Consider the following 25,019-nt stretch of genomic DNA (forward strand, 5'->3'; position numbering starts at 1 on the left):
AAGACGGCGGCAGAACCCGTTCCAGGCGCTGCCGCCATGTCCGTCCCGATCTTAGGCCGGAGATGTTTTAAGCTTCAAGCAAATTCCAGGCCTGTTTCGTCCTCTGGCTCGGAATTCTTTTCGCTCACTTCATCGGGCACTTGTCGTGGAAGCGGTCCTGGTCGTTCTCGACGATGGTGGCGACCGTCTTCAGCGAGAGCTGGCCCTCGGTGTCCTTGACCACGTCCTGCAGGTAGAAGTTCTGGATCGGGATGTGATTGTTGCCGAACTTGAAGGAGCCGCGCAGCGACTTGAAGTTGGCCTTCTCCATCTCGGCCTTCATCGCGTCCTTCTTGGACGTGTCGCCCTTGACCGCAACCACGGCGCTGTTGATCAGCTGGGCCGCGTCGTAGGCCTGGGCGCCGTAATAGGTCGGACGCAGGCCGGTGTATTTCTTGCGGTAGTCGGCCACGAACTTCTTGTTCTGCTCGTTGGGCAGGTCGTTGACCCATTCCTGGGCGCCGGGCACGCCGATCGCATTGTCCTTCTGCAGCGGCAGCGACAATTCGTCGACGGTGAAGGCGGTGTAGAGCGGCATCTTCTCCTTGAGGCCGGCCTGCGAATATTGATTGAGGAATTGCACGCCGGCCGCGCCGGGATAGAACACGAAGATCGATTCGGCGCCCGAGGCGCGCGCCTTGGAGAGCTCGGCGGAGAAGTCGAGCTGGCTCGGCCATACCGTATATTCCTCGCCGACGACCTGGCCCTTGAAGGTGCTCTTCACGCCGGCCAGCATGTCCTTGCCGGCCGCATAGTTCGGCCCGATCAGGAACACCGACTTGACGCCCTTCTGGTTCATGTAGAGGCCCATCGCGGCGGGCGTCTGGTCGTTCTGCCAGGAGGTCGAGAACACGTAGGGCGAGCACAATTCGCCGGCGAGCTGCGACGGGCCGGCATTGGCCGAGATCAGGAAGGTCTGGGAATCCACCGCGGTCTTGAGCGAGGCCAGCAGCACGTTCGACCAGATGTAGCCGACGATGAAATCGACCTTGTCGGACTGCACCAGCTTCTCGGTCTTCTGCTTGCCGACGTCAGGCTTCTGCTGGTCGTCCTCGTAGATCACCTCGACCGGCTTGCCGTCGATCTTGCGGCCGAGATGGTCGAGCGCGAGCTCGAACGAGTTGCGCATGTCGTTGCCGATCACGGCGGTCGGACCGCTGAACGTCGAGACGAAGCCGATCTTGATGGTGTCGCCGGCAAAGGCGGTGCTCGAAAACAGCAGCGCTGCGGCGCTCGCCAGCCAGAAGCTCTTCATGGTCTTCCCTCCCCTCAAACAAATCGTTCTTATCGTTGTTTTGTCGCCGCCACGCAGCAGCACGACCAGCGGCGGCGTTTCGCCGCAGCATTCGTCGCGCGGTGCTGATCCTACGCGCCATCGATCCATGCACCATAATTCCCGGAAACGGGCAAAGGCAAGAACTATAGTGCGTGTTAAGGATACTGCAGCACAGCAGACGGCAGGGTCGGGAAGAAGGTCATGAGAGGAAGTCGCCTTCCCCGCGCCGTCATGGCCGGCCTGTCCCGGCCATCCACGCGGCTCGATAGTCGCCGCTCGACGTGGATGCCCGGGACAAGCCCGGGCATGACGGAGCAACTGAAGAGCAGCGGCTCTCGCGGCATCTACTTCTAGATGTCACTCGTGGATATCACTTGCTCGCTACCCCACGAACGCATCACTTCACCAGCGCACACCCGCCATCGGCGATCGGGCGGAACGCCTGCTCGGCCGGAATCGTCGAGACCAGACGATAGTAGTCGTACGGATATTTCGACTCCTCCGGCTTCTTCACCTCGAACAGATACATCGGGTGCACCACGCGGCCGTCGGCCCGGATCGTCACATCGCCGAATAGTTTGTCCTTGCCCTTCACCGTCTTCATCTGCGGCACGACGTCCTTGGCATCATCGCTGCCGGTGGCGGCGACCGCGTTGAGATAGGCAAGCGTCGAGGCATAGACGCCGGCCTGGTTGCCGCTCGGCATCTTGCCGTTCATGCCGGGGCGCGCTGCGAAGCGCTTGGCGAAGGCGCGGGTATCGTCGTCCATGTCCCAGTAGAACGCTTCGAGCAGTTGCAAGCCCTGCGCCGCCTTCAAGCCCATGCCGTGGATATCGTTGATGAACAGCAGGAACGCGACCAGCGACTGGCCGCCCTGCTGGATGCCGAACTCGGACGCCTGCTTGACCGCATTGATGGTGTCGCCGCCGGCATTCGCCAGGCCGATCACCTTGGCCTTCGAGCCCTGCGCCTGAAGCAGGAACGAGGCGAAGTCCGTCGTGCCGAGCGGATGCTTCGCCGAGCCCAGCACCTTGCCGCCGTGCTTCTCGATGTAGTTGGTGGCCTCCGCCTCGATGCCCTGGCCGAGCGCATAGTTGACCGTGATGAAGTACCAGTCCTTGCCGCCGCGGCCCATCATCGCAGCCGCCGTGGTGTTGCCGGTCGCCCAGGCGTCGTTGACCCACTGGATGGTGTTCGGCGAGCAGGCCTTGCCGGTGAGATCGGAGCTCGCGGTCGACGACGCCAGGAACGTCATCCGGCTGTTGCGCAAGAGCTCGTTGACGGTGAGGCCCACGGCCGAGTTGGGCACGTCGACGACGGCATCGACCTTGTCGACATCGAGCCATTTGCGCGTGATCGCCGAGCCGACATCGGCCTTGTTCTGGTGATCGGCATAGACGATCTCGACCTTGATGCCTTTACCGCCGCCGTTGAAATCCTCCGCCGCCATGCGCGCGGCCTCGACCGAGCCCATGCCGTTGGTGTCCTGGAAGATGCCGGAGATGTCGTTGAGCACGCCGACGCGTACGACATTGTCCGAGATCTCGCCGGCCCGCGCCGCGCCTGCAAGGCAGACTATTGCGACCAGCGCCAGCGCGCACGAATTCAGCTGCTTCATGATGTCCTTCCCCGTGTGTTGCTTGTTTGATTGTTGTCGTTGCGGCTGGAGGTCGTCTCCAGTTGCGAAATCAGCTCTGCCGATCCGGAATGCGCACCACCAGTCCGGCCAGCGCCGGCTGCACCTTGATCTGACAGGACAGCCGGCTGTTCGGCCGCCGTTCGGCTGCGGTGCCGTCCAGCAGCGCATCCTCATCGTCGGACACGGGATCGAGCTTCCCGGTCCAGGCGTCGTCGACATAGACGTGGCAGGTGGCGCAGACGGCGTTTCCGCCGCATTCGGCGACGATGCCGTCGATGCCGTGGGTCAGCGCCGCCAGCATGACGCTGGCGCCGTCCTCGGCCTCCACGCTTTCGCTGCGGTTGTCGGGATGGATGAAGGTGATCGTGGTCATGGTATAGCTCAGGCTGGAGTAAAGGTGACCGGCAGGCTCTCCAGCCCGCGCAGCGTGTTGTTGTAGCGGCGCTTCGGCTCGCCGCTCATCGTGACGCTCCCGACCTTGCGGGCGAGCGCCGTCAGCACCGCCTCGCCTTCGAGCCGCGCGACGAGCTGGCCGACGCACATGTGGATGCCCGAGCCGAAGCCGACATGGCCGGATACTTTTCGGGTGATGTCGTAGCTGTCCGGCTGCTCCCAGCGGCGCGGGTCGCGATTGGCGCTACCTAAGAACATCAGCACCTTCTCGCCCTCGGGAATCGTGACGCCGCCGAGTTCGACGTCACGCGTGGTGGTTCGGAAGAAGGTCTGCACCGGGCTTTCGAACCGCACGGCCTCCTCGAACGCGTTGCGCGCCAGCGACGGATCGGCGCGCAGCCGCGCCCATTGATCGGGGAAGCGCGCCAGGCAATACACCGCGGCGCCGATGCCGTAGACGGTGGTGTCGAGGCCGGCCGACAGCAGCGAGCGCACCAGCAACGGCGCCTCGGCCGGCGTGATCTCGCCGCTGTCGCTGAAGGCGTGGATGCAGGAACCGAAGCCGCCGGGCGTGAGATTGTCGCGCTGGCACTGCTCCGTGACATAGGCCTGGTGTGGCGCCGAGCGCTCGATCGCCTGCTGGCGCAGCTCATTCGGCGGACCGAACGCGTTGAACACCAGGCTCGCATAGGGAATGAGATGCTCGCGCCCCTCCGGCTTCAGCCCGAGCGCATCGGGAAACACCGACAGCGGATAGGCCTCGGCGAGATCGGGGATGGCATCGAACGAGCCCCGGCCTACAAGCTCGTCGATCTTGGCCTCGGCCGCCACCATGAAGCCGTCGCGCAGCCGCTTCATGACGGCGGGCGACAGCACCTTGCTCAGCACGGCGCGGGTGCGCGTATGCGCCGGCGGATCCGCCTCGAGGATCAGGCTCGGCGGCCGCCACGGCTTCTCCTTGGCGAAGTCGCTCAAGCCCACGCCGCGGCTGGAGCAGAACGTCTGGGGATCGTTGAGGACGGCATAGACCTCGGCGTAGCGGGCGACGCCGTAGACGTTCCATGCGTCCAGATGGATGACGGGGCCGGCCTCGCGCATCTCCTGATGCGCTGGATAGGGATCGTCGAAGAATTCATATGAGAACGGGTCGATGGCGAGGTGCGGGATGACCGGCGCCACGCCGGCAGCGGGGGAAAGACCTGTTGGGTTCATGCGGAGCTCCCGAAGTTTGGCCTTGTCATGCGGCTTTTCGTATCCGTATGAGTGGCGATGCATGGACGCTGGGGATCATGAGCGAGAAATCCGGGACGCCGCGCAAGGCGCAGCCGCGCGAAGCTGAGGGGCACGGCCTCACGCTCGATCTCGACCGCTATGTGCCGGCCTTCATCACCTTCATCGCCAACAAGCTGTCGAACAGCGCCACCGCGTTCTATCAGCGCAATTTCGGCGTCAACGTCACCGAATGGCGGATCATGTCGCTGCTGGCGATCGAGCCGGGCATCCCGGCCTCGCGCATCTGCAGCGTGATCGGCTTCGACAAGGGGCCGGTCAGCCGCACCCTGGCGCTGATGAAGAGCCGCGGCCTGATCGCGATCCGCAACGACCCGGAGGACGGCCGCAGCCATTCGATTTCGTTGACGGCCAAGGGCCGCGCGACCCACGACAAGGTCATCGTCGCCGCGCTGGAACGCGAGCGGCGTCTGCTCGCCTGTCTCGACAAGGATGAGCGGGAAGTCCTGATCACCCTGCTGCGCCGAATCCACGACAATCTCGACGCCGTCACGGGCGCGAGCTGAGCCACTCAGGCACGAGCCGCCGAACGGCTGACCCGTCCGCTGCGGCAATCTGTTGGCGCGCGCGCAAGCGGCCGCGCCTGCGGCGAGCAGGCTGCGCATGACGTTCCCGTCCCTTCTTCGAGACGCGGATCATCCCGCGCCTCCGTTGCTGATCGGGTCGATCGTTCCACAGATTAGTTGCTTTAGCAACGATATATTTTCGAATGCATGAGATCCCGCAGCGCGAAAGCGCCGCCGCACTCGGTCCTTCAAATTCTAACTACCGGCGAAGGCGCGCGGCAATTTCGCCCTGATATGCCGTGTCGGCTGCGCTCCCGATTGCGGCGCGGCCTGCGGGGAGAGGCGGATGTTGGGGTTCATTTTCGGTTTCAATGCGCGTCTCGGCCGTCTGCAATATTTTCTCGCCTCGCTCGGTCTTGCGCTGGTTTCGGTGGTCCTGATCGTGGTTGTGGCCGTCGGTCTTGCCGCCCTCGCCCCGCAGACGTCGGAGCTGACGGTGAGCCTGCCGATCGTGGTGCTGATCGGTCTGTGCCTGGTGGCGAACCTGATGCTGCAGGCGATGCGCTTTCGCGACATCGGCTGGGACCCGGTCTGTGTGATCCCGGCCTGGATCGCCGTCATGGTGCTGGACTACGTGATCGCCGGCCGATTTCCCGAATACGCGGCGACATCATCGCACCACGGCACGTGGGTGGGCGCCCTGGTCAATCTCGGCCTCAGCGTTGCGCTGCTGTTCTTCCCCAGCGGGGCTGACGACGCGCCATCGTCGGGAGCCACGGTGACCCGCCCGACGTCTGCATCGTTCCGGACAGCCCGTGGCGCCAGCTCGGCCACCGAGGCACGACTTGCGCGCATCACGGGCGGGGATGCCGATCGGCGCGGGTACTAGGCGGCTGCGGCGCCCGGCCTGCTCACCAATTAGGCAAATCGCCTTCGGCAACCACATCCGACCGCCCGACGGCCTGTCGGACGGCACAGCAACCCACTGACTCTCAAGATTTTTCCTTATCAGGCCCGCATCCTCGCCGTGTACACAATGGCACATGGCTTGCTACGTTCGCAGCCGGATTGGGCGAAGCGGAGCGCAAGGAAATGGCAGGCCAGAGTTTGGGCTCGGACGAGACGCGGAGCGCCGCGTGACCGAGACCATTGCCGAGATCGTCGCCGCCCATCGCGCCGGCCTGACAACGCCAAGCGACACGATCGCGCGCTGCTACGCCGGGATCCGCGCGCACAACGACCCCGCCATCTTCATCAGCCTGCGCGGCGAGAAGGACGCGCTCGCGGAGGCCGAAACCCTCGCCGACCGGGACAGATCGCTGCCGCTCTACGGCGTGCCCGTCGCGGTGAAGGACAATATCGACGTGGCGGGCCTGCCGACCACCGCCGCCTGCCCCGCCTTCGCCTACACGCCATCTCGCGATTCCACCGCGGTGGCGCGGCTGCGCGCGGCCGGCGCGATCATCATCGGCAAGACCAATCTCGACCAGTTCGCCACCGGCCTCGTCGGCGTGCGCTCGCCCTATGGCATTCCGAAAAATCCGGTGCGCGCCGATCTCGTTCCGGGCGGATCGAGCTCGGGCTCGGCGGTCGCCGTCTCCGCGGGTCTCGTGCCGCTCGCACTCGGGACGGATACTGCGGGCTCCGGCCGCGTGCCGGCAATGCTCAACAACATCGTCGGCCTGAAGCCGAGCCTCGGCATGATCTCGACGTCCGGCCTGGTGCCGGCCTGCCGCACGCTCGACTGCATTTCGGTGTTCTCGCTGACGGTCGACGACGCCGTCGCGGCGCTCTCGGTGCTGGCGGCGCCGGATCCGCTCGATCCGTTCTCGCGCGACCGGCCGCTTGGGGCCGTGACGGCATTTCCCGAGGGCGTGAAGCTCGGCATTCCCCGCCCCGGGCAGTTGATCTTCTTCGGCGACAAGGCGGCGGACGCCGCCTATGGCGCTGCCGCCGCGCGCTTCGTCAAGCTTGGCGCCGAGCTGGTCGAGTTCGACCTCGAGCCGTTCTACGAGACCGCGCGGCTGCTCTATGAAGGCCCCTGGGTCGCCGAGCGCTATCTCGTGATCCGCGATCTGCTCGCCTCCGATCCCGATGCGATCCACCCCGTGACGCGCGAGATCACCATCGGCGGCGCGCGCGGCAGCGCGGCCGACACCTTTGCCGCGCTTTATCGTCTGCAGGCGCTGCGCAAGGTGGCCGAGCGTACCTTCGCCGATATCGACGCGCTGGTGCTGCCGACGGCGCCGACCGCCTACACCACCGCGGATGTGCTCGCCAATCCGATCGAGCTCAACAGCCGGCTCGGCACCTACACCAACTTCGTCAACCTGCTCGATCTCTGCGGGCTTGCGGTGCCGGCTGCGATGCGCAGCGACGGCGTCCCGTTCGGCATCACCCTACTGGCGCCAGCCGGCCGCGATGCGGCGCTCGCCAGTCTCGGGCGCGCCTTCCATGCCGACACGGCGCTGCCGATCGGCGCCAAGCCGGTCCCGCTGCCGCCGCTCGCTCCCGTGTCTCCGGCACTGCATGGCGACGAGATCGCCGTCGTCGTCGTCGGCGCGCATCTCTCAGGGATGGCATTGAACCACGAGCTGACGAGCCTCGGCGGACGTATGCTCGAGGCGACGACCACCGCGCCTGACTACAAGCTCTACGCGCTGTCGACCACGCCGCCCAAGCCCGGCATGCTGCGGATCGACGACGGCCAGGGCACGGCAATGGCCGTCGAGCTCTGGGCGCTGTCGGCCGCGAGCTTCGGCAAATTCGTCAACCTCATCCCGCCGCCATTGTCGATCGGCACCATCCGGCTCGCCAACGGCCGCAGCGCCAAGGGCTTCCTTGTCGAGCCTGCCGCCCTCGATGGCGCGCGCGACATCTCGGAGTTCGGCGGCTGGCGCGCGTATATGGCGCAGAAAAGCTGATCGCCTCGCGACTTCGTCACTGCGAGCGCTGCGAAGCAATCCCAGAGCTGCGGTCGGGCCTCTGGATTGCTGCGCGGGCAATGATGGCAACCCGGCAGACGCCGAGCTTAGCTATACCGACACCGCGTAGATCTCGTATTCGCCGCGCACCAGCTCGATGTGGGCTTTCATGGCACTCGCCGCGCCGGCCTTGTCGCCGCGCAGGATGGCGACGACGACGCGGTCGTGCTCGGCATGCGACTTGGCGAGGCGGCCGAGATTGCGGAACTGGGCGCGGCGGAACGGCTGCACGCGCACCCGCGTCGCCAAGGTGATCTCGGCGATGTAGGCATTGTGCGCGCCGGCATAGATCGCGTTGTGGAAGCGCTCGTTCACCTCGTGGAAGCGCTCGGGGTTGCCGGCGTGGCTGAGATTGCGCAGCTCCTCGTGGATGGCTTCCAGCCGCTGCCGCTCGACCGGCGTCATGCGCTGCGCCGCGAGACCGGCGCACAGGCCCTCGAGCTCGGCCATCGCCTCGAACATGCCGGTGAGACGGTCGGCCGACGGTCGCGCCACCACGGCGCCGCGATGTGCACGCGCCTCGATCAGCCCGGAAGTCGCCAATTGACGCAGCGCTTCGCGCACCGGCGTGCGCGAGACGTTGAAGCGCTTGGCGATCTCGGTCTCGTCCAGCGGCGCGCCCGGCGCCAGCGCGCCGCGCACGATCTCATCGGCCAGCTGCAGGCGCAGCTCCTCGGCGCGCGTGATTTTCGCGACGGCAGGCGGCGCGCGGTCGATGCGCTTGATCTCCAAGTCGCGGGCGGACCGCTGGCGCGTTCGCGGCGGTAGATCGTCCAGGCTCATCCTCAGCCGCCCTTTGCTTCATCGATGATGCTGACATGGGCAGCAACGATTCTCCAGCCTTCAGGAAACCGGACCCAGGTCTGCATCTGGCGTCCGACCTTGCCGGGCGCGGTGTCGCGATAGAACAGCGTCGAGGCGACCGCGGCGTCACGGCCGTAAGTGGTGATCACGGTGCGCGCGGTCCGCCGCATCAGTCCAGCCGGCGAGCGCGCGGCGCGAAATGCAGCGATCTCGCCGTAGCCATAGAGGTTCTCGCCGATGCCGTAGCGCAGCGTACGGGAGTCCTGCTTGAACAGCTCGTCGAGCACGGCAACGTCGTTGCCGACCAGCGCCTGTTCGTAGCGCTGGAACTGCGCGGTGACTTCCGCGACGACGTCAGGCAGATCGACTTCCATTCTCCAGAACTCCTCGCGGGGCCGGCGCAGCGGCGACGCCAAGCTGTTGCAAGGCGTGGGCCACACGCAATGCGACATGTTCGCACCAGGGCGCCGCGATGATCTGCACGCCGATGGGCATCGGCGCGAGCGGAATCGGGACGGCGACGACGGGAAGCCCGACGAACGAGATCGGCTGGGTATGAATGCCGATATTGGCACGCACCGGCAGCTCGACGCCGTCGAGCACGAAGGTCGCCTGCCCAAGCTTGGGTGCAACGCAGGGCGTGGCGGGGGCGATCAGCACGTCGACGGACTTGAACAGCTCCAGCACCCGGGCGCGGTACCAGCGGCGAAACTTCTGCGCGCGGTCGACCATCGGTGCCGGAATCATCGCCCCCGCAATCAGCCGATCGCGCACCGCCGGATCGAAATCCTGCGGCTGCTTGCGCAAGCGGTCGAGATGCAGCGAGGCGCCTTCGGTCGTGCTGATGACATAGGCCGCGGCGCGAGCACGCGCGGCTTCGGGCACCTCGACGACGTCGGTCGCCTTGAGCGCGGTCGCCACGCGGCTGACCGCCTCGGCGGCCTCCGGAAACAGGTTCTTCTGAAAGTGGCCGCCGGCAATGGCGATGCGCAGGCCATCGAGCCCTTGCGACAGCGAAGCTGAGACCGGCTCCGGCGCACGCGTGGTGCACGCGGCATCGTCGGCATCGGGCCCCTGCATCACGTCGTAGGCAAGCGCGAGATCCTCGACCGAGCGTGCGAACGGACCGAGATGATCCAGGCTCATGACGAACGGAAACGAGCGCGCCCGCGACAGCCGGCCATAGGTCGGCTTGAGGCCGAAGATGCCGCAGAACGACGACGGCACACGGATCGAGCCGTTGGTGTCGGAGCCCAGCGCGATCGGCACCAGGCCGCCGCCGACGGCGCTGCCCGAGCCGCCCGACGAGCCGCCGCTCATCCGCGTCGGATCATGCGGATTGCGCGACGGGCCGTCGTGCACGTTTTCGCCGGTGAAGTCGTAGGCGTATTCGCCCATGTTGAGCGCACCGACGAGGACGGCGCCGGCCGCCTCCATGCGCTCGATCAGCGTCGCGTCGCGCGTCGCGGGCGCTCGATCACGGTTGATCTTGGAGCCGGCGCGGGTCGGCAGCCCCGCGACGTCGAACAGGTTCTTCACCGCGAACGGCACGCCGGCGAGCGGGCCGATGGGCTTGCCCGCCGCGATGTCGGCATCCACCGCACGCGCCTTCGCACGCGCCCGCTCGGCGGTCACGTCCGTGAACGAGTTGAGCACACCATCGCGGACCGCAATCCGCGCCAGCGCGGCGTCAGTGGCGTCGACGGCCGAGAGCTTGCCGGCGGCGACCGCGGCGGCGATGGCGCTCGCGGTCATCTCGGGAGAACTAAGCGGTGAAGACACTGGCAGGCTCGGCTTCATCAGGCAGGGAGAATTCGTCGACCAGCTTCGCCATCTTCAGCGAGACCTCGAGATTGGCGCGGATGGCCGGGCGCCAAGCGTCCTCGATCGGCAGAGCCAATGCACGCCCGACGGCGTCGATGTAATCGTCCAATGGCTCCGCCATCAGCTTTTCTCCTCAAGCTTTCACGCTCAATGCGCCGGCAATGGCGGGTGCGGAATCGCCGTCAGCAACTCCCGCGTATAGTCATCCTGCGGATGACCTAGCACACGTTCGGAGGTGCCTTCCTCGACGATTCGACCCGACCGCATCACGATCACACGATCGCACAACAGCCGCACGACATTCAAATCATGGGAGACGAACAGATAGCTCATACCTAACTGCCGCTTGAGGTCCTGCAGCAGATTGAGCACGACCGCCTGCACGGAGACGTCGAGCGCCGCGGTGGGCTCGTCGAGGATGACGAGCTTCGGGTGCAGTGCGATGGCGCGCGCGATACCGACGCGCGCCTTCTGGCCGCCCGACAATTGGTGCGGAAAGCGATCGAGCAGATTGAGCGGCAGGCCGACCATGGTGGCGAGCTCCTCGCAGCGGGCACGAAGCGCGTCGCGGCCCTTGATGTCGCCGAGCTGCAGGATCGGGTCGGCGATGGCACGCGCCGCGGTGAAGCGCGGATTGAGGCTGTCGGTCGGATCCTGGAACACCATCTGGATGCGGCTGCGCAGCGGAAGCCGGGCAAAGGCCTGCGGCAGGATGTTGCCGATCTCCTCGCCATCGAAGCTGATGCGCCCCGAGGTCTGGTCGAGCAGCCGCATCACCATCATCGACGTCGTCGACTTGCCGCAGCCGGATTCGCCGACTAGGCCAACGCTCTCGCCATGACCGACCGTGAAGCTGATGCCGTCGACGGCGCGGAACATCTCCGGCTCGACCGCCGGCCTCCGTCCGAACAGTTTCGACAACGTGGCCGAAGCGCCCTGGCGCGGATATTCCTTGACCAGCTTGTCGACGAGGAGAAGCGGCTTGGCGCTGCTCGCACTCCGCTCGCCCTCCGCACTCCGCTCGTCACCCCCGGGCTTGACCCGGGGGTCCATCACCTGGAGCGACTCTTGCGAAGATGGATGGATGGCCGGGTCAAGCCCGGCCATGACGGAGGCTGTGTGTGGTGGGGCTGCCACATCCTCCTCCGGCAGCAGATCGCGCAAGGACACGCCGAGGCGCGGCGTCGCGCGCATCAGCTTGCGTGTATAGGGATGCTGCGGGTTGGCGAAGACGTCGGCGGCCCTGGCGGTCTCGACCACCCGGCCCTTCTCCATCACCACGACGCGATCGCAATAGGCAGCGGCGAGACCCAGATCATGCGTGATCAGGATCGTCGACATGCCCCGGCTCTTGGTCAGCTCGACGACGAGGTCCATCACCGCCTTCTGCGTGGTGACGTCGAGACCGGTGGTCGGCTCGTCGGCGATCAGGAGCTGCGGGTTGCAGGCCAGCGCCAGCGCGATGACGACGCGCTGGCACATGCCGCCGGACAATTCGAACGGATAGGCGTGGTAGCGCTCGCGCGGGCGGGCGATCTTGACCTGCTCGAGCGCGGCGATCGCCTTCTCGGCGCGATCGGTCGCGGCCGCCTGGACGTGCTGCTTCAGCACATCCTCGATCTGCTGGCCCACTTTCCGGATCGGATTGAGGGCCGCGCGCGGGTTCTGGAAGATCATCGAGATCTCGCGGCCGCGCAGATCGCGCATCGCGCTTTCCTCGGCCGCCCTGACGTCCACGCCGGAGAACATCACCGATCCCTCGGCGATGCGCCCGGCGCGGTCGAGGATGCGCATCACCGCATAGGACGTCACCGACTTGCCCGAGCCGGATTCGCCGACGATCGCGAGCGTCTCGCCCTTGGCGACGGAGATGTCGACATGCTGCACCGCCTTGACGATACCGCGGCGGGTGGAGAATTCGACCGTGAGATCGCGAACGTCGAGCAGCGGCTGGGCGGTCATCCGTGGCTCCGCTTGTTACGACCGTCATACGCGGGCTTGACCCGCCTGCGGGGCCGAAGCCCCTTCGGCGCGGCGAAGGCCCGCGCGTCCATCACACTGACGAAGGTGTTCTTGAAGGGATGGATTGCCGGGTCAAGCCCGGCAATGACGGAGTCGTTTTGTGGTGCGCTCATCGCCTTACGTCCTGCGCTGCGGGTCGACGATGTCGCGCAGGCCGTCGCCGAGCAGGTTGAAGCAGAACACCGCGATCATCAGCGCGAGACCCGGGAACAGCGCGATCCACCATTCGCCCGACACCATGAACGAGGCGCCCTCGGCAACCATGATGCCCCATTCCGCCGTCGGCGGCCGCACGCCGAGGCCGATGAACGACAGGCCTGCGGCATTGAGGATGGCGTAGCCCATGGTCAGCGACATCTGCACGATCATGATCGGCATGATGTTCGGCAGGATGTGGCCGAGCAGGATGCGCAGCTCGCTGTTGCCCGACAGCCGTGCCGCCTGCACGAAGCCGGCGTTGCGGCGGACATTGGCCTCGGCGCGTGCCACGCGCGCATAGAGCGGGAAATTCACGATCGCGGTGGCGATGATGATGTTCTGCACGGTGTTGCCGAGCGCGGCGACGATGCCCATCGCCAGTACGAACAGCGGGAACGCCATGATCGTGTCGGCGATGCGGCCGACGATGCGATCGGTCCAGCCGCCGAAGAAGCCGGCGGCGACGCCGGCGAGACCGCCCAGGAAGAACACCAGCGCGACCGAGGCGATCGCGATGAAGGTGTCGAGCCGGGTCGCGACCACAACGCGGCTGAAGATGTCGCGGCCGAGCTGATCGGTGCCGAACCAATGCGCCGCCGACGGCGGCTTTAGCGCGGACGCGGTGTCGCTGGCCAGCGGATCATAGGGCACGATCCACGGGCCGAAGATGGCTGCAAACAGGATCACGACCAGGAGGCCGAAGGCGAAGCCCGTCACCTTGTTCTCGGCCAGGACATAGCGCGTGTGGCCGATCAGGGCTGTCAGTCCCGACGTCCGCGAGGGAACGGCGGCAGGCTCGACGGTCGGCGCGACAGTGCTCATCCTTCCAGCCTCACGCGGGGATCGATGACGCCATAGAGAATGTCGATGACGAGGTTGAGGACGACGTACATGATCGCCATCGTCAGCACGAAGCCCTGCACCGGCGCGAAGTCGGAGGCGATCAGCGCCTCGACCGCATAGGAGCCGATGCCGGGCCAGGCGAACACCTTCTCCACCAGCACGTTGGCGCCGAGCAGGAAGGAGAACACCATCGATAGCGTGGTGATGACCGGCAGCATGGCGTTGCGGAACGCATAGGTCACGGTGACCGTCGCGGGCGACAGGCCCGAGGCGCGCGCCGTGCGGACGAATTCCGACGACAGCACCGACAGCATCGAGGCCCGCGTCATGCGCGCGATCGGAGCCAGCGAGAAGATCGCCAACGTCGCGGCGGGCAGGATCAACTGGCTCAGCGCCGAGCGGAACGCCTCGCCGTCACGCGCGATCAGCGTATCGATGAGGTAGAAGCCGGTCACGGGGTCCGGCGCGCTATAAAACACGTCGAGCCGGCCGAGCGGCGCCGGTGACCAGCCGAGCCGGAAGTAGAACACATACACCAGCACCAGCCCGGTGAAGAACACCGGCAGCGAGACGCCCGCGGTCGTGACGATACGGCAGGTATGGTCGATCCACGACCCCGGCCGCGTCGCCGCGAGCACACCGAGCGGCAGCGCGATCGCGACGGATACCAACAGACCGAGCAAGGTCAGCTCGGCCGAGGCCGGCAGTCGGTTGCGAATCTCGCTGGCGACCGGCTGGCCTGTGGTCAGCGAACTGCCGAGATCGCCATGGGCGAGATCGACGGTGTAGCGGAAGAACTGCTCGACCAGCGGCTTGTCGAAGCCGAGCTTCTTGCGGATCTGCTCCACCGCCTCCTTGGTGGCGGCGGGGCCGGCAAAATACGCCGCGGGATCGCCGGGCAAGGCGCGCGTGAGCAGGAAGGTGACGATCACGACGCCGATCAGCGACGGGATCGCGAACGCGAGGCGCTTGGCGATGAGGCTCAGCATGAGCAGCCCCCTGCCCGAATTGGCCCAGACCTGTCCGCGCGGCGCACTCGGCTCCCTCCCCCCTTGTGGGGGAGGGCTGGGGAGGGGGGTGGACCCAGACGGCAGTGGGTGTGGCTACCCCCCTCCCTGCCCCTCCCCCACAAGGGGGGAGGGAATGAGAGAGCTCGGCCCATATTACATCCCCCCATCACTGTCTCACCCCTTCACCAGAGCCCGATAGTCGAGCCTACGGTGGAACCAGTACTGATAGCCGGAGATGTTCTTCTGCATCGCGACGTTGACGAACGGCTGATACAGCGGAATGCGTGGCACCTCGGCGAAGGCGAGATCGACGAAGCCCTTCACGTCGGCATCGTACGTCGCCTTGTCCCCGGCCGCGGCGGCGTCACGCGCGCCGTCGATGAACTTGTCCATCACCGGCGACTTGTAGCTCATCGTGTTGAACACGGAATTGTTGCCGTGATAGCACCAGTAGAAGAAGTATTCGGGGTAATCGAGCCAGCCCGAGAAGATGTTGGTGAAGAGCGGCATCTCCTTCTTGTTCAGCTCGGTGCGCCAGTTCGCGCCGGGCACCTTGTTGATGGTGGTCTTGATGCCGAGCTGGGCGAGGCTCTCCTGCACCAACACGCACAAGGGCTCGTTGACCTGTGCGAAATTGAGGTCGAAGGAGATCGTGGTTTCGAAGCCGTTGGGGTAGCCGGCTTCCGCCAGCAGCGCTTTTGCCTTCTCCATGTCGGTGAAGTACTTGGTCGGCTGCGGCCACGCCACCTCGGTCGCCTTATCCGCCGGCGCGCCGAACATCGGATTGGCAAGGCCGAACATCACGGCATCGATGATCTTCTGATAGGGCATTGCATAGGCGAGCGCCTGCCGGACCTTGGGATTGTCGAACGGCGGCTTGGTGACGTTCATGCCGATATACTGGATGCCGTTCGAGATCGGCAGCGAGATCACGGTATGCTTGCCGTTCGACTTCATCTCCTGGAAGTCCTTGTTCGGCAGCTCATAGGAGATGTCGGCATCCCCGCGCTCGAGCAGCGCGCGCCGGTTGCCGGCCTGCGGCACCATGCGCCAGATCACACGCTTGATCTTCGGCAGCGGACCGCACGCCCAGTCGTCGTTGCGCTCCATGATCACTTCGGTACCGGCGGTCCACTTCGTCACCTTGTAGGCGCCGGAACCAGCGGTCTGCTGCTTGGTATATTCGAGCCCCCATGGGTCTTTGTCGGTCGCGTTCTTCTTCACGAGCTCCGAGTTGACCACGCAGGGGACGATGACGGCGAGATCGGGGATCGTCAGCCGGTCCTTCTTCAGAAAGTCGACGCGCACGGTGTGGTCATCGACGATGACGAACTGCTCGGTCTTGGTCAGCGAGCCGGCGCTCATCTGGAAGGTCGGGAAGCCCCCGACGCTGACGGCGCGATCGAGCGACCACTTCACGTCCTTGGCCGTGACCGGCGTGCCGTCGTGGAATTTGGCGTTCTTGCGCAGCTTGAAGGTGGCGGACATGTCGCCGATGGTCATGTCCTCGGCGAGTTCGGGCTTGAACTTGTCGCGGTCGTAGTACGGCACCCCGCCCGGGCCGCTCTTCATCTCGTGGCTGATCAGGCGGTCATAGCAGTTCCAGGACACCTCGTAGCCCGGCACGTTGGTGCCGACGCCGTGGATGTCGAGGTTGTTGGGACCGCCTTCGGACACGATCAGCAGCGTCTCGGACCGCGCGTCGGCCTTGGCGGAAGACATGATGGCCGGCGCCATTGGCAGCGCGGCCCCCGCAGCCAGACCGGACACGGATTTCAGAAAATCGCGACGCTTCATCAAATGCTCCCGAGGATAACGACTGTCGGGAACAGTGGTCGCAAGCTTTGTGCCAAGCCCGGCTGAAAGCTAAGCTATTGAAATATCGAGGGGCCTTCACCGAGCGGCACAGCTCAGCGCCCCCAATTGCATACAAAGCTGCATATTTGCTGAGTTTATAATCACCTCAGCTAGCCTGCGACAGATTTACGCAACGCCTGTTGGACCGCCGCCCCGGTTGGGATCACTCCGGCCAGATCAGCGCCTGCAGCTCGTCGAAGTCGCGGACCTTGGCCGGCCAATCCGGAATGCAGATGTGTCGGAGCGGATCGCTGTACTGGTGCAGCAACAGCAGGACCAGCAGCCGTCGCTTCAGCTGCCGGTCGATGTCCTCCAGCGCAAATCCGTAGCCGTCGAACAAGGCACGCACGCGCCCGGGATGACCCGCTGCCATGAAGGCGCTCGGCCCGAGCAGATCATACTCGCCAAAACCGGTCATGACGTCGCCGAAGTCGAACAGCCCGCTCAGCTGCCAGCCATCACCGCTGCGCGTGACGAGTAAGTTCTCCGGAATGTATTCACCGGTCAGGATGACCGGCGGCGGACCCTGCGGCAGCAGTGCTGCGGCCTCGCGCAGGAGATCGTCCAGCCCGGCGAGAAGCGTCGGCGGCAAGCCGAGCCGCTGATGGCGTGCATGACATCCGGCCATCTGCATCCGCAAAAAATCCGACCAGCGCGGACCGAGCGCCAGCAGCTCGCCAGGCGGGACCCGCTGCACGGCGGCGATCAGACGACCGACCTGCCTGAGCAAGAGCTGCTTGTCCCGCTCCGGGAGTTGCCGCCACACATCCGAAGCAGGCATGCCGCCGAGCCTGGTCATGATCAGATAGCACCAGCCGTCGCGCTCCCCTTCGTGTCGCAGGTCGGGGGTACGGACGTCGCCGACGCCACCGGCGAGCACGCGCAAGGCCGCCCGCTCGGACTGAAACTTGCCGCGATGAAACGGCGGGAAGACCTTCAGGATCAGTCCGTCGTTCAGCGCGAGGACCAGATTGGTGCCCGCCGCGAACGGAACCAGCCGCGCGTCGTCGTAGCCATGGCCGCGCGCAATATCGCGTGCAGCCGGCAGCCAGCGCGTCACGTCGGCACGGAGGCGCCGGAGCTGCGCGCCATCGGCGACCGGTGGCAACGTCATTTTCAGCGATCCGGGCTCGCGCGCTCGAACTGGCGCAGCAGACGATTGCCGCGGTCGACGGCGGCATCGAGCGCCGCCTGCGCCGGTTTGCGGCCGCTGAAGGCCTGCTCCATCTCGTCCTCGATGGCATCACGGATCAGCACGAACGAGCCGAGCCGCAGTCCGCGCGAATTCTCCGTGGGTGGGTTGAGCGTCACCTGCTCGATCGAGATCGCGGCTCCTGGATTGCGGTCGTAGAAGCCCTGCGCGCGCGTCAGATCGAAGGCCGCCTGGGTGATCGGCAAATAGCCCGTATTCTGGTGCCAAGCGGCCTGAACATCGGGCCGCGACAGATAGGCGAATAACTTGGCCACGCCCTTGTACTCGGCCGCGGGACGGTCGCGGAGCACCCACAACGTCGCGCCGCCGATGATCGAATTCTGCGGCGCGGCCGCAACGTCAGGCCAGTACGGCATCATGCCGTAGCCGACCTCGAATTTCGAATTCGCCTTGATGTCGGCGCGCGTTGCCGAGGAGCCGATGAAGATGCCGCACTCGCCCTTCTGGAAACGCGGCTCGGCAGCCTGACCGCGGCCGCCATAGTCGAACACCTTGCTCTTCTGCCATTCCGCGAGCTGGGCGATGTGCCGCGTGACCTGCGGATTGTTGAACGTCAGCACGGCGTCCAGTCCAGCAAAGCCGTTGGCCCGCGTGGCGATCGGCAGATTGTGGAAGGCCGAGAAATTCTCCACGTTGATCCAGGCCGGCCACGACGTCGTGAAGCCGCAGTCGACGCCGTTGTCGCGCAGCCGCCGGGCAGCCTTGCCGAGCTCGGACCAGGTCTTCGGCGCCACGCCCGGATCGAGCCCGGCCGCGCGAAACTGATCCTTGTTGTAGTAGAGGATGGGCGTGGAGGCGTTGAACGGAAACGACAGCATGTTGCCGTCGGCGTCGGCATAGGTGCCGGCGATCGCGGGCAGATAGGCCGACGGCGAAAAGCTCTCCTGCTCGTCGCGCATCAACTCGTAAACGGGATAGATCGCGCCCTTGGCCGCCGTCATCGTCGCGGTCGCGATCTCATTGACCTGCACGATCGCCGGCTGGCTGCGCGAGCGGAACGCGAAGATGGCCGCCGTCACGGTCTCCGTATAGCTGCCCTTGTAGCTCGGCACGATGCGGTAGTCGGACTGCGACGCGTTGAAGTCGGCCGCCAGCCTGTCGACCTGCCTGCCGAGCTCGCCCGACATCGCATGCCACCACACGATCTCGGTCGCGGCCTTGGCCGTGCTTGCGCCAACAACCGTCCAGAGCAGGATTGCAAACGAAACAGAACGCAGAAGGACCGTCACCAGGAGGCAACTCCAATCCGATGAATGAATAGGCCCGGGCTGAGATCGCAATCGGACCGAAAAATCAGGTCCAGCAACCCAAGGCTGCAACAAACTATCAGCAAACCATTGACGCGTATCGCTTTGGCGTCAGAATGGCCTTATAGCACCTGTTCGGGAGTGCATTGAACCTTTTCATGTCCGGGCCGACCTCATCATCAGGGGGAAAAGTGTTGCCTGTGTACCGCGCCCATCTTTCGTCGATCTCGAGAGTGGACGTCACGCCGGTGCTGATGCGCGCTGAGGCGGGCGCGCGGTACCGCTCGTCCCTTTCACGCCCATCATGCTCGGCGGCGCGACTGGCTGCGCCGCAGCATACAGGCCCGGCTGCGCGCGGCAGAGCGGACGCAGGCAGGCTCCGCACGACCGGCCCGAGGTAGCGATCGTGGCGCGATCCGAGCAGCGGAAATCCGTCGCGCGGCCGCTCGGTCTGGCGGTTCTGGGGCGGGCACGGATCGTTCGCGCGCTGCGGGCGGTTCCGATTCGCTGGCGCATCCTCTCGATCGCCGCGCTCAACTCGGCTGTCGTGATCGTGCTGGCGGCGCTGATCTGGAACGGCGCGACGGTGCTGGGCACGGCCTGGGACGACGTTCGCCAGGTCCGGGAATCCGACAAGGTGCTGGCCCTGCTCGAAAGCGAGACGAGCCGGCTGCAGAACCTCATTCATCGCTACATCAATCAGCCGAGCCCGGAGCTGTTCGCCGAGATCCTGCTGCTGCGCGAGGCCGTGCTCGGGACGCTCACGACGCGCGCCTCGACCGACCCGATGCTGTCGGGGTCGGTCGAGGAGCTGGAGCGCGTCACCGTGCGTTTCCTGGACGGCTTCGGCGAGCTGCGCAGTCTGCAGGGGACGATCTCCAAGACCTATGAGGAAGAGGTTCTCGGCCCCGCCCGCGACATCGCCGGGCTCTATTCGGTGATCGAAGGCGCGACCGGCCATCGCGACGCGCAGATATGGCCCTCGCTCGGCAAGTCGCGCGAGGCCTTCACCGCCATGCTGGTCGCGGCCAACTCCTACTACCTGTCGCTCGCGCCCGCCTCCGCCGAGGACGCGCGCCGCAACACGGAGACGATCGAGAAGACCATTCCGGTGATGTCGAGCCTTGCGGACAATGATCTGCAGCGGCTGGCGCTGCAGCGGCTGTCGGCCCGGACCGCGGCGCTGCGCGCGGGATTCTCCAAGCTCACCGATCAGCTCACCAACCGCACCGAACTGCTGCGCAACACCATCGATGCGAGCCAGGCCGAAACCATCGGCGCCATCGACGGCCTGTCGGTGAAGATGCGCCAGCACGAGCAGAAGGCGCAGGCGACGTTCGATCGGACGTTGAAGGACATCTCCCGCCGCGTCCTCTCGATCGCGGTGATCTTCCTGGGAGTCATCCTGTCCGCGGGCGTGCTGATCGCCTTGTCGATCCGGCTGCCGCTGCAGCAGATCATGGCCTCGATGCGCGCAATCATGCTGGGCGACTACGACCGCGAGGTCCAGGGCACCGAGGCGCGCGACGAGGTCGGCGCGATGGCCCGCGCCGTCGAGACCTTCCGCGAGAACGCGATCGCCAAGCGCAAGACCGAGGACGAGTTGCGCACCGCGAAGGAAAAGGCCGAGAGCGCGCTGCTCGAGCTCAATGCCGCGCAACGGAATCTCATCGATGCCGAGCGGCTGGCGGCGCTGGGCGGGCTGGTCGCCGGCGTCGCCCACGAGGTGAACAACCCGATCGGCATCAGCCTGACGGTGGCCTCCAGCTTCGCACGCCGCGTCGAGATGTTCGAGGCGGCGCTGCGGTCGCCCGAAGGCGGCCTGCGCCGGTCGCAACTGGAGGAGTTCGTGCGTTCGTCGCGCGATGCGTCCGAGCAACTGGTCGCCAACCTGCAGCGCGCCGGCGAGTTGATCCAGTCGTTCAAGCAGGTCGCGGTCGACCGCTCCCATGCGGAGCGACGGGCCTTTGTCCTGAGCGAGGCGACCGATCAGATCATCACCAGCCTCAAGCCGGTGCTCAAGCGCGCGCCGATCACGCTGGCGGTCGATGTCCCCGAGGGGCTTTTCATCGACGGCTATCCCGGGTTCTACGGTCAGATTCTCACCAACCTGTTCCTCAACGCCGTCAACCACGCCTTTGCCGACGGCCGCGCGGGCACCATCTCGATCACGGCGCGGCCGCGCGGCACGGATGACATCGAGATCATTTTCGCCGATAACGGGGCCGGCATGCCCCCCGACGTGCAGCGCCAGGCCTTCGATCCGTTCTTCACGACACGCCGCAACGAAGGGGGAACGGGGCTCGGGCTGCATATCGTCTACAATCTGGTGACGCAGCAGCTCGGTGGCCGCATGATGCTGGAATCCCGCGAGGGACAAGGCACCACCTTTCGGATTATCATGCCGCGGGTCGCCAAGGGCGGCGCCGAGACAGCAATGGGTGACGGAACGACGCAATGGCCGAACAGGACGATGTCCTCCAACTGATCGAGGATACCGGTTTCGACGAGGACGACGGTTCGGCCCGGAAATGGAAGATCGCCGTCATCGACGACGACCATGCCGTGCACGAGGGCACCCGCTTTGCGCTGTCGGATTACAGCCTGAACGGCCAGGGGCTCGAAATCCTGTCCGCCTATTCGGCGGCCGAAGGCCGCGCGCTGATGCGGGAGCACACCGACATCGCGGCCGTGCTGCTCGACGTCATCATGGAGACCGACGTCGCCGGGCTCGAGCTCGTCGAATACATCCGCAACGAGATCAAGAACGAGACCGTCCGCATCATCCTGCGGACCGGGCAGCCGGGCCAGGCGCCGGAGCGGCGCGTCATCGTCCAGTACGACATCAACGATTACAAGGCCAAGACCGAGCTCACCGCCGACAAGCTGTTCACCTCGCTGACGGCGGCGCTGCGCAGCTACCAGCAGCTCGAGCGCATGGTGCAGACCCGGCGCGGCCTCGAGATCATCATCGACGCCGCCTCGACGCTGTATGATTTCAAGTCGATGCAGCGGCTGGCCGAGGGCGTGCTGACCCAGATCGCGTCGCTGCTGAACGTGGATTGCGCGGGGATCCTGGTGCTGCGCGACGACGGCAGCCAGACCGACGATTTTTCGGTGCTGGCCGGCTCCGGCTGCTACAGCCGCTTCTCCGGCGCCGTCACCTCGCGCTCGCTCGATCCGGATCTGCGCGACATGGTTGAGGCCGCCTTCAGGCAGCGCAGCAACGAATTCGCAGACCACCGCACCGTGCTCTATGTCCGCACCGGCTCGGGGCGCGAAGTCGTGGTGCTGCTGCAGGCGGAGCGGCCGCTGTCCGAGACCGACCGTTCGCTGGTCGAGATCTTCTCCAGCCGGCTGTCGATCGCCTTCGACAACGTGATCCTGTATCAGCAGCTGCATGAGGCCAACACCCAGCTCGAGGACCGCGTCGCCCAGCGCACCCGCGCGCTGATGCAGGCCAACCGGCGGCTGTCGGCGCAATGGCTGCGGCTGCAGCGCGCCAACGGCTTCAAGAACGAGATTCTCGGCACCGTTGCCCATGACCTGAAGAATCCGCTGGGCGTCATCCTCGGCCGCACGGAAATGCTGACCGAGTTGATCGCGACCGGCGCCTCCGCAGAGGGGATCACCAGCCAGGTCGGACATATCCGCGATGCCGCCAAGCGGCTGACCTCGATGGTCGACCATCTGATCTCGGATGCGATGGCCGACGCCTTCGACATCACCATCCGCCGCGAGCCGGTCGACATCACGGCCCTGATCCATGAGGTGGTCGAGGCCAACCAGCCGCTCGCCCTCAACAAGCAGCAGGTCATCGAGGTCTCGGCGCCGACGCTGCTGTCGACCATGTGCGACATCGACCGGATCCGCGAGGCGATCGACAATCTCTTGAGCAACGCGATCAAGTACAGCCCGATCGGCGGCAGGATCACCGTGAACGCCGCCGATGACGGCGACAACACCATCATCGCCGTCACCGACCAGGGCGCCGGGCTGTCGCCGGAGGATCTCGGCCGCCTGTTCGGGCGGTTCCAGCGGCTGTCGGCCAAACCGACCGCGGGCGAGAGCTCGACCGGGCTCGGCCTGTCGATTGTCAAACGCATCGTCGACATGCATGGTGGCGAGGTGACGGCCAGGAGCGAAGGGCCGGGATCCGGATCGACCTTCACCATCACACTGCCGGCGGCCGAATTGTCATGAGTCAGAGCCAGCACATCATCATCGTCGACGACGAGGCCCCTGCCCGCGAAATGGTGGGTGATTACCTCAAGATGCACGGCTTCAGCGTGACGCTGTGCGACGGCGGCAAGAGCCTGCGCAGCGCCATCGAGACCGGCCCCGCAGATCTCGTCGTGCTCGACCTCAACATGCCCGAAGAAGACGGCCTGTCGATCATTCGCGATCTCAAGGGCCGCACCAACATCCCGGTGATCATGCTGACGGCCACCGCCAGCCCGATCGACCGCGTGGTCGGGCTTGAGCTTGGCGCCGACGATTACGTCGCCAAGCCGTGCGAATTGCGCGAATTGATGGCCCGGATCCGCTCCGTGCTGCGCCGCAGCGGACCGGCCAAGGCTGCGGCGGCCGTCACGGAGACCGCTCCGGCCCAGGCCAAGGACCCGCAATTGGTGCGGTTCGGCACCAAATGGCTGGATCTCGATGCCCAGGCGCTGCGCGATGACGAAGGCAACGAGCACCCGCTGACGGCGTCCGAGTTCGGCCTGCTCAAAGTGTTCGCCGCCAACCCGAAGCGGGTGCTGTCGCGCGAGCGGCTGCTGGAGCTCGCCAATGCCCGCGATGCGGAGGCGTTCGATCGCGCCGTGGATCTTAGAATCATGCGCATCCGTCGCAAAATCGAGCCCGATCCGACCAAACCGGCCGTGATCCGGACCATTCGCGGCGGCGGCTACCTGTTCTCCCCGGCCGGCGAGAAGGCCTGAGGACAGCCGGCCGGCGGCGGCGAAAGCAGCCTCTGTACCCCCATTCCGTTCCGCTTCTTGGAATTGGGCACAATTCCGCCACGACTGTTTCGCGATGTGCGGCGCGACGAAACATTTCCGCAGGCGCACGAAACCATTTTCCTGTTTTCGTGCAGACGTCCCGAAACGGGCACTCCTTAACAATCCATCCCGTCGAAACGCCGCAAGGGGGCGGCGGAACGGGAGAGTGCCATGCAGAACGTCGTTGCCATCAATTCCGCAGCCAGCCAGGGCATCATCGCCGCCCAGGCGACCACGGACGACATGCTCCTGGAGAGCATTGCCGATGGCGATCGCACCGCGATGCACACGCTTTATGCGCGTCACAATGTGCGGGTCTATCGCTTCATCCTGCGCATCGTCCGCGACACCACGATCGCCGAGGACCTCGTCAGCCAGGTGTTCCTGGACGTCTGGCGCACCGCCAAGCAGTTCGAGGGCCGCTCGCAGGTCTCGACCTGGCTGCTGTCGATCGCCCGCTTCAAAGCGCTGACCGCGCTGCGCCAGCGCCGCTTCGAGGACATCGACCAGGACGAGGTGCGCGAGATCGCCGACGACTCCGACACGCCGGAGACCTCGCTCGAGCGCTCCACCACCAGCGCCATCCTGCGCGCCTGCGTCGCCAAGCTGTCGCCGGCGCATCGCGAGATCATCACCCTGATCTACTACCATGAGAAGTCGGTGGAGGAGGTCGGGCAGATCATCGGCATTCCGCAGAGCACGGTGAAGACGCGCATGTTCTATGCCCGCAAGCACCTGGCCGAGCTCCTGCGCTGTGCCGGCGTCCACAGCCTCGCCGCCTGACCAAGCTTCATTCTCGTCGGGGCTGCCGCCCCGGCGGGTTCCAAAGACGACGCACGAAAATCGCCGAACGAAACAATTGAAACAATCG

22 protein-coding genes are annotated in these 25,019 nt (G+C 65.8%); 7 read left to right on the top strand and 15 right to left on the bottom strand.

Features of this window, described 5'->3' with window-relative positions; translation table 11 throughout:
* Window positions 1-124: 124 nt before the first annotated feature.
* The 4 genes from QX041_RS13545 to QX041_RS13560 all read right to left on the bottom strand — a co-directional run bounded on the left by QX041_RS13545 (window position 125) and on the right by QX041_RS13560 (window position 4,559).
* Entirely contained in the window at window positions 125-1,294 is a 1,170-nt protein-coding gene (locus QX041_RS13545) for an ABC transporter substrate-binding protein (protein WP_315717120.1), read from the bottom strand.
* A 418-nt stretch (window positions 1,295-1,712) separates the two neighbouring features.
* Window positions 1,713-2,933: an ABC transporter substrate-binding protein gene (locus tag QX041_RS13550; RefSeq protein ID WP_315717119.1), complete on the bottom strand. Its 1,221-nt coding sequence runs from the start codon at window positions 2,931-2,933 to the stop codon at window positions 1,713-1,715.
* A 70-nt stretch (window positions 2,934-3,003) separates the two neighbouring features.
* Window positions 3,004-3,327: a 2Fe-2S iron-sulfur cluster-binding protein gene (locus QX041_RS13555; protein ID WP_315717118.1), complete on the bottom strand. Its 324-nt coding sequence runs from the start codon at window positions 3,325-3,327 to the stop codon at window positions 3,004-3,006.
* Window positions 3,328-3,335: 8 nt separating this feature from the next.
* Window positions 3,336-4,559 carry a cytochrome P450 gene (locus QX041_RS13560; RefSeq protein WP_315717117.1) on the bottom strand — a complete coding sequence of 408 codons (1,224 nt, stop codon included), beginning with the start codon at window positions 4,557-4,559 and terminating at the stop codon, window positions 3,336-3,338.
* Between the two features lie 77 nt (window positions 4,560-4,636).
* On the opposite strand from QX041_RS13560, the gene QX041_RS13565 reads away from it, so the two are divergent.
* The 3 genes from QX041_RS13565 (at window position 4,637) to atzF (ending at window position 8,067) form a co-directional block, all read left to right on the top strand.
* Complete coding sequence (locus QX041_RS13565) at window positions 4,637-5,143, top strand: MarR family winged helix-turn-helix transcriptional regulator (RefSeq protein WP_315717116.1); 507 nt, start codon at window positions 4,637-4,639, stop codon at window positions 5,141-5,143.
* A 349-nt stretch (window positions 5,144-5,492) separates the two neighbouring features.
* Window positions 5,493-6,032: a DUF805 domain-containing protein gene (locus tag QX041_RS13570; protein WP_409977918.1), complete on the top strand. Its 540-nt coding sequence runs from the start codon at window positions 5,493-5,495 to the stop codon at window positions 6,030-6,032.
* A 247-nt stretch (window positions 6,033-6,279) separates the two neighbouring features.
* On the top strand, window positions 6,280-8,067 hold the full coding sequence (gene atzF / locus QX041_RS13575; protein WP_316165615.1) for an allophanate hydrolase: 1,788 nt from the start codon (window positions 6,280-6,282) through the stop codon (window positions 8,065-8,067).
* 111 nt (window positions 8,068-8,178) lie between these two features.
* Here the strand turns inward: atzF and QX041_RS13580 are convergent, their stop codons facing one another.
* The 11 genes from QX041_RS13580 to ugpB all read right to left on the bottom strand — a co-directional run bounded on the left by QX041_RS13580 (window position 8,179) and on the right by ugpB (window position 19,127).
* On the bottom strand, window positions 8,179-8,910 hold the full coding sequence (locus tag QX041_RS13580) for a GntR family transcriptional regulator (protein WP_315751192.1): 732 nt from the start codon (window positions 8,908-8,910) through the stop codon (window positions 8,179-8,181).
* Window positions 8,911-8,912: 2 nt separating this feature from the next.
* A complete protein-coding gene (gene hpxZ / locus QX041_RS13585) occupies window positions 8,913-9,305 on the bottom strand; it encodes an oxalurate catabolism protein HpxZ (RefSeq protein ID WP_315717110.1) in 393 nt (130 codons plus the stop codon).
* A complete protein-coding gene (locus QX041_RS13590) occupies window positions 9,286-10,686 on the bottom strand; it encodes an AtzE family amidohydrolase (protein WP_316165616.1) in 1,401 nt (466 codons plus the stop codon). Before QX041_RS13590 ends, hpxZ begins: the two co-directional genes overlap by 20 nt.
* A 10-nt stretch (window positions 10,687-10,696) precedes the next feature.
* Window positions 10,697-10,876: a DUF4089 domain-containing protein gene (locus QX041_RS13595; protein ID WP_315717108.1), complete on the bottom strand. Its 180-nt coding sequence runs from the start codon at window positions 10,874-10,876 to the stop codon at window positions 10,697-10,699.
* A 26-nt stretch (window positions 10,877-10,902) separates the two neighbouring features.
* The gene (locus tag QX041_RS13600) at window positions 10,903-12,717 is read right to left on the bottom strand and encodes an ABC transporter ATP-binding protein (protein ID WP_316165617.1); all 1,815 of its coding nucleotides are present in this window, start codon (window positions 12,715-12,717) and stop codon (window positions 10,903-10,905) included.
* Window positions 12,714-12,890 carry a hypothetical protein gene (locus QX041_RS13605; protein WP_316165618.1) on the bottom strand — a complete coding sequence of 59 codons (177 nt, stop codon included), beginning with the start codon at window positions 12,888-12,890 and terminating at the stop codon, window positions 12,714-12,716. The genes QX041_RS13600 and QX041_RS13605 overlap by 4 nt, the downstream gene beginning before the upstream one ends.
* A gap of 4 nt (window positions 12,891-12,894) precedes the next feature.
* Entirely contained in the window at window positions 12,895-13,797 is a 903-nt protein-coding gene (locus QX041_RS13610) for an ABC transporter permease (protein WP_315717106.1), read from the bottom strand.
* Entirely contained in the window at window positions 13,794-14,807 is a 1,014-nt protein-coding gene (locus QX041_RS13615; RefSeq protein ID WP_316165619.1) for an ABC transporter permease, read from the bottom strand. Before QX041_RS13615 ends, QX041_RS13610 begins: the two co-directional genes overlap by 4 nt.
* A 195-nt stretch (window positions 14,808-15,002) precedes the next feature.
* Entirely contained in the window at window positions 15,003-16,625 is a 1,623-nt protein-coding gene (locus QX041_RS13620) for an ABC transporter substrate-binding protein (RefSeq protein WP_316165620.1), read from the bottom strand.
* Between the two features lie 223 nt (window positions 16,626-16,848).
* Window positions 16,849-17,799 (bottom strand): aminoglycoside 3'-phosphotransferase/choline kinase family protein, encoded by a 951-nt coding sequence (locus QX041_RS13625; RefSeq protein WP_315717103.1) that lies wholly within the window; start codon window positions 17,797-17,799, stop codon window positions 16,849-16,851.
* A gap of 2 nt (window positions 17,800-17,801) precedes the next feature.
* Entirely contained in the window at window positions 17,802-19,127 is a 1,326-nt protein-coding gene (gene ugpB, locus QX041_RS13630; protein ID WP_316165621.1) for a sn-glycerol-3-phosphate ABC transporter substrate-binding protein UgpB, read from the bottom strand.
* Window positions 19,128-19,647: 520 nt separating this feature from the next.
* Here ugpB and QX041_RS13635 point away from each other — a divergent pair.
* The 4 genes from QX041_RS13635 (at window position 19,648) to QX041_RS13650 (ending at window position 24,931) form a co-directional block, all read left to right on the top strand.
* The gene (locus QX041_RS13635; protein WP_410051870.1) at window positions 19,648-21,633 is read left to right on the top strand and encodes an ATP-binding protein; all 1,986 of its coding nucleotides are present in this window, start codon (window positions 19,648-19,650) and stop codon (window positions 21,631-21,633) included.
* Entirely contained in the window at window positions 21,603-23,348 is a 1,746-nt protein-coding gene (locus tag QX041_RS13640; RefSeq protein ID WP_315751180.1) for a DUF3369 domain-containing protein, read from the top strand. The genes QX041_RS13635 and QX041_RS13640 overlap by 31 nt, the downstream gene beginning before the upstream one ends.
* Window positions 23,345-24,088, top strand: a complete 744-nt coding sequence (locus QX041_RS13645) for a response regulator (protein WP_315717100.1) — start codon at window positions 23,345-23,347, stop codon at window positions 24,086-24,088. The genes QX041_RS13640 and QX041_RS13645 overlap by 4 nt, the downstream gene beginning before the upstream one ends.
* 231 nt (window positions 24,089-24,319) lie before the next feature.
* Entirely contained in the window at window positions 24,320-24,931 is a 612-nt protein-coding gene (locus QX041_RS13650; protein WP_315751179.1) for a sigma-70 family RNA polymerase sigma factor, read from the top strand.
* Window positions 24,932-25,019: the final 88 nt, after the last annotated feature.

The organism is Bradyrhizobium sp. SZCCHNRI2009 (assembly GCF_032485115.1).
Lineage (GTDB): Bacteria > Pseudomonadota > Alphaproteobacteria > Rhizobiales > Xanthobacteraceae > Bradyrhizobium.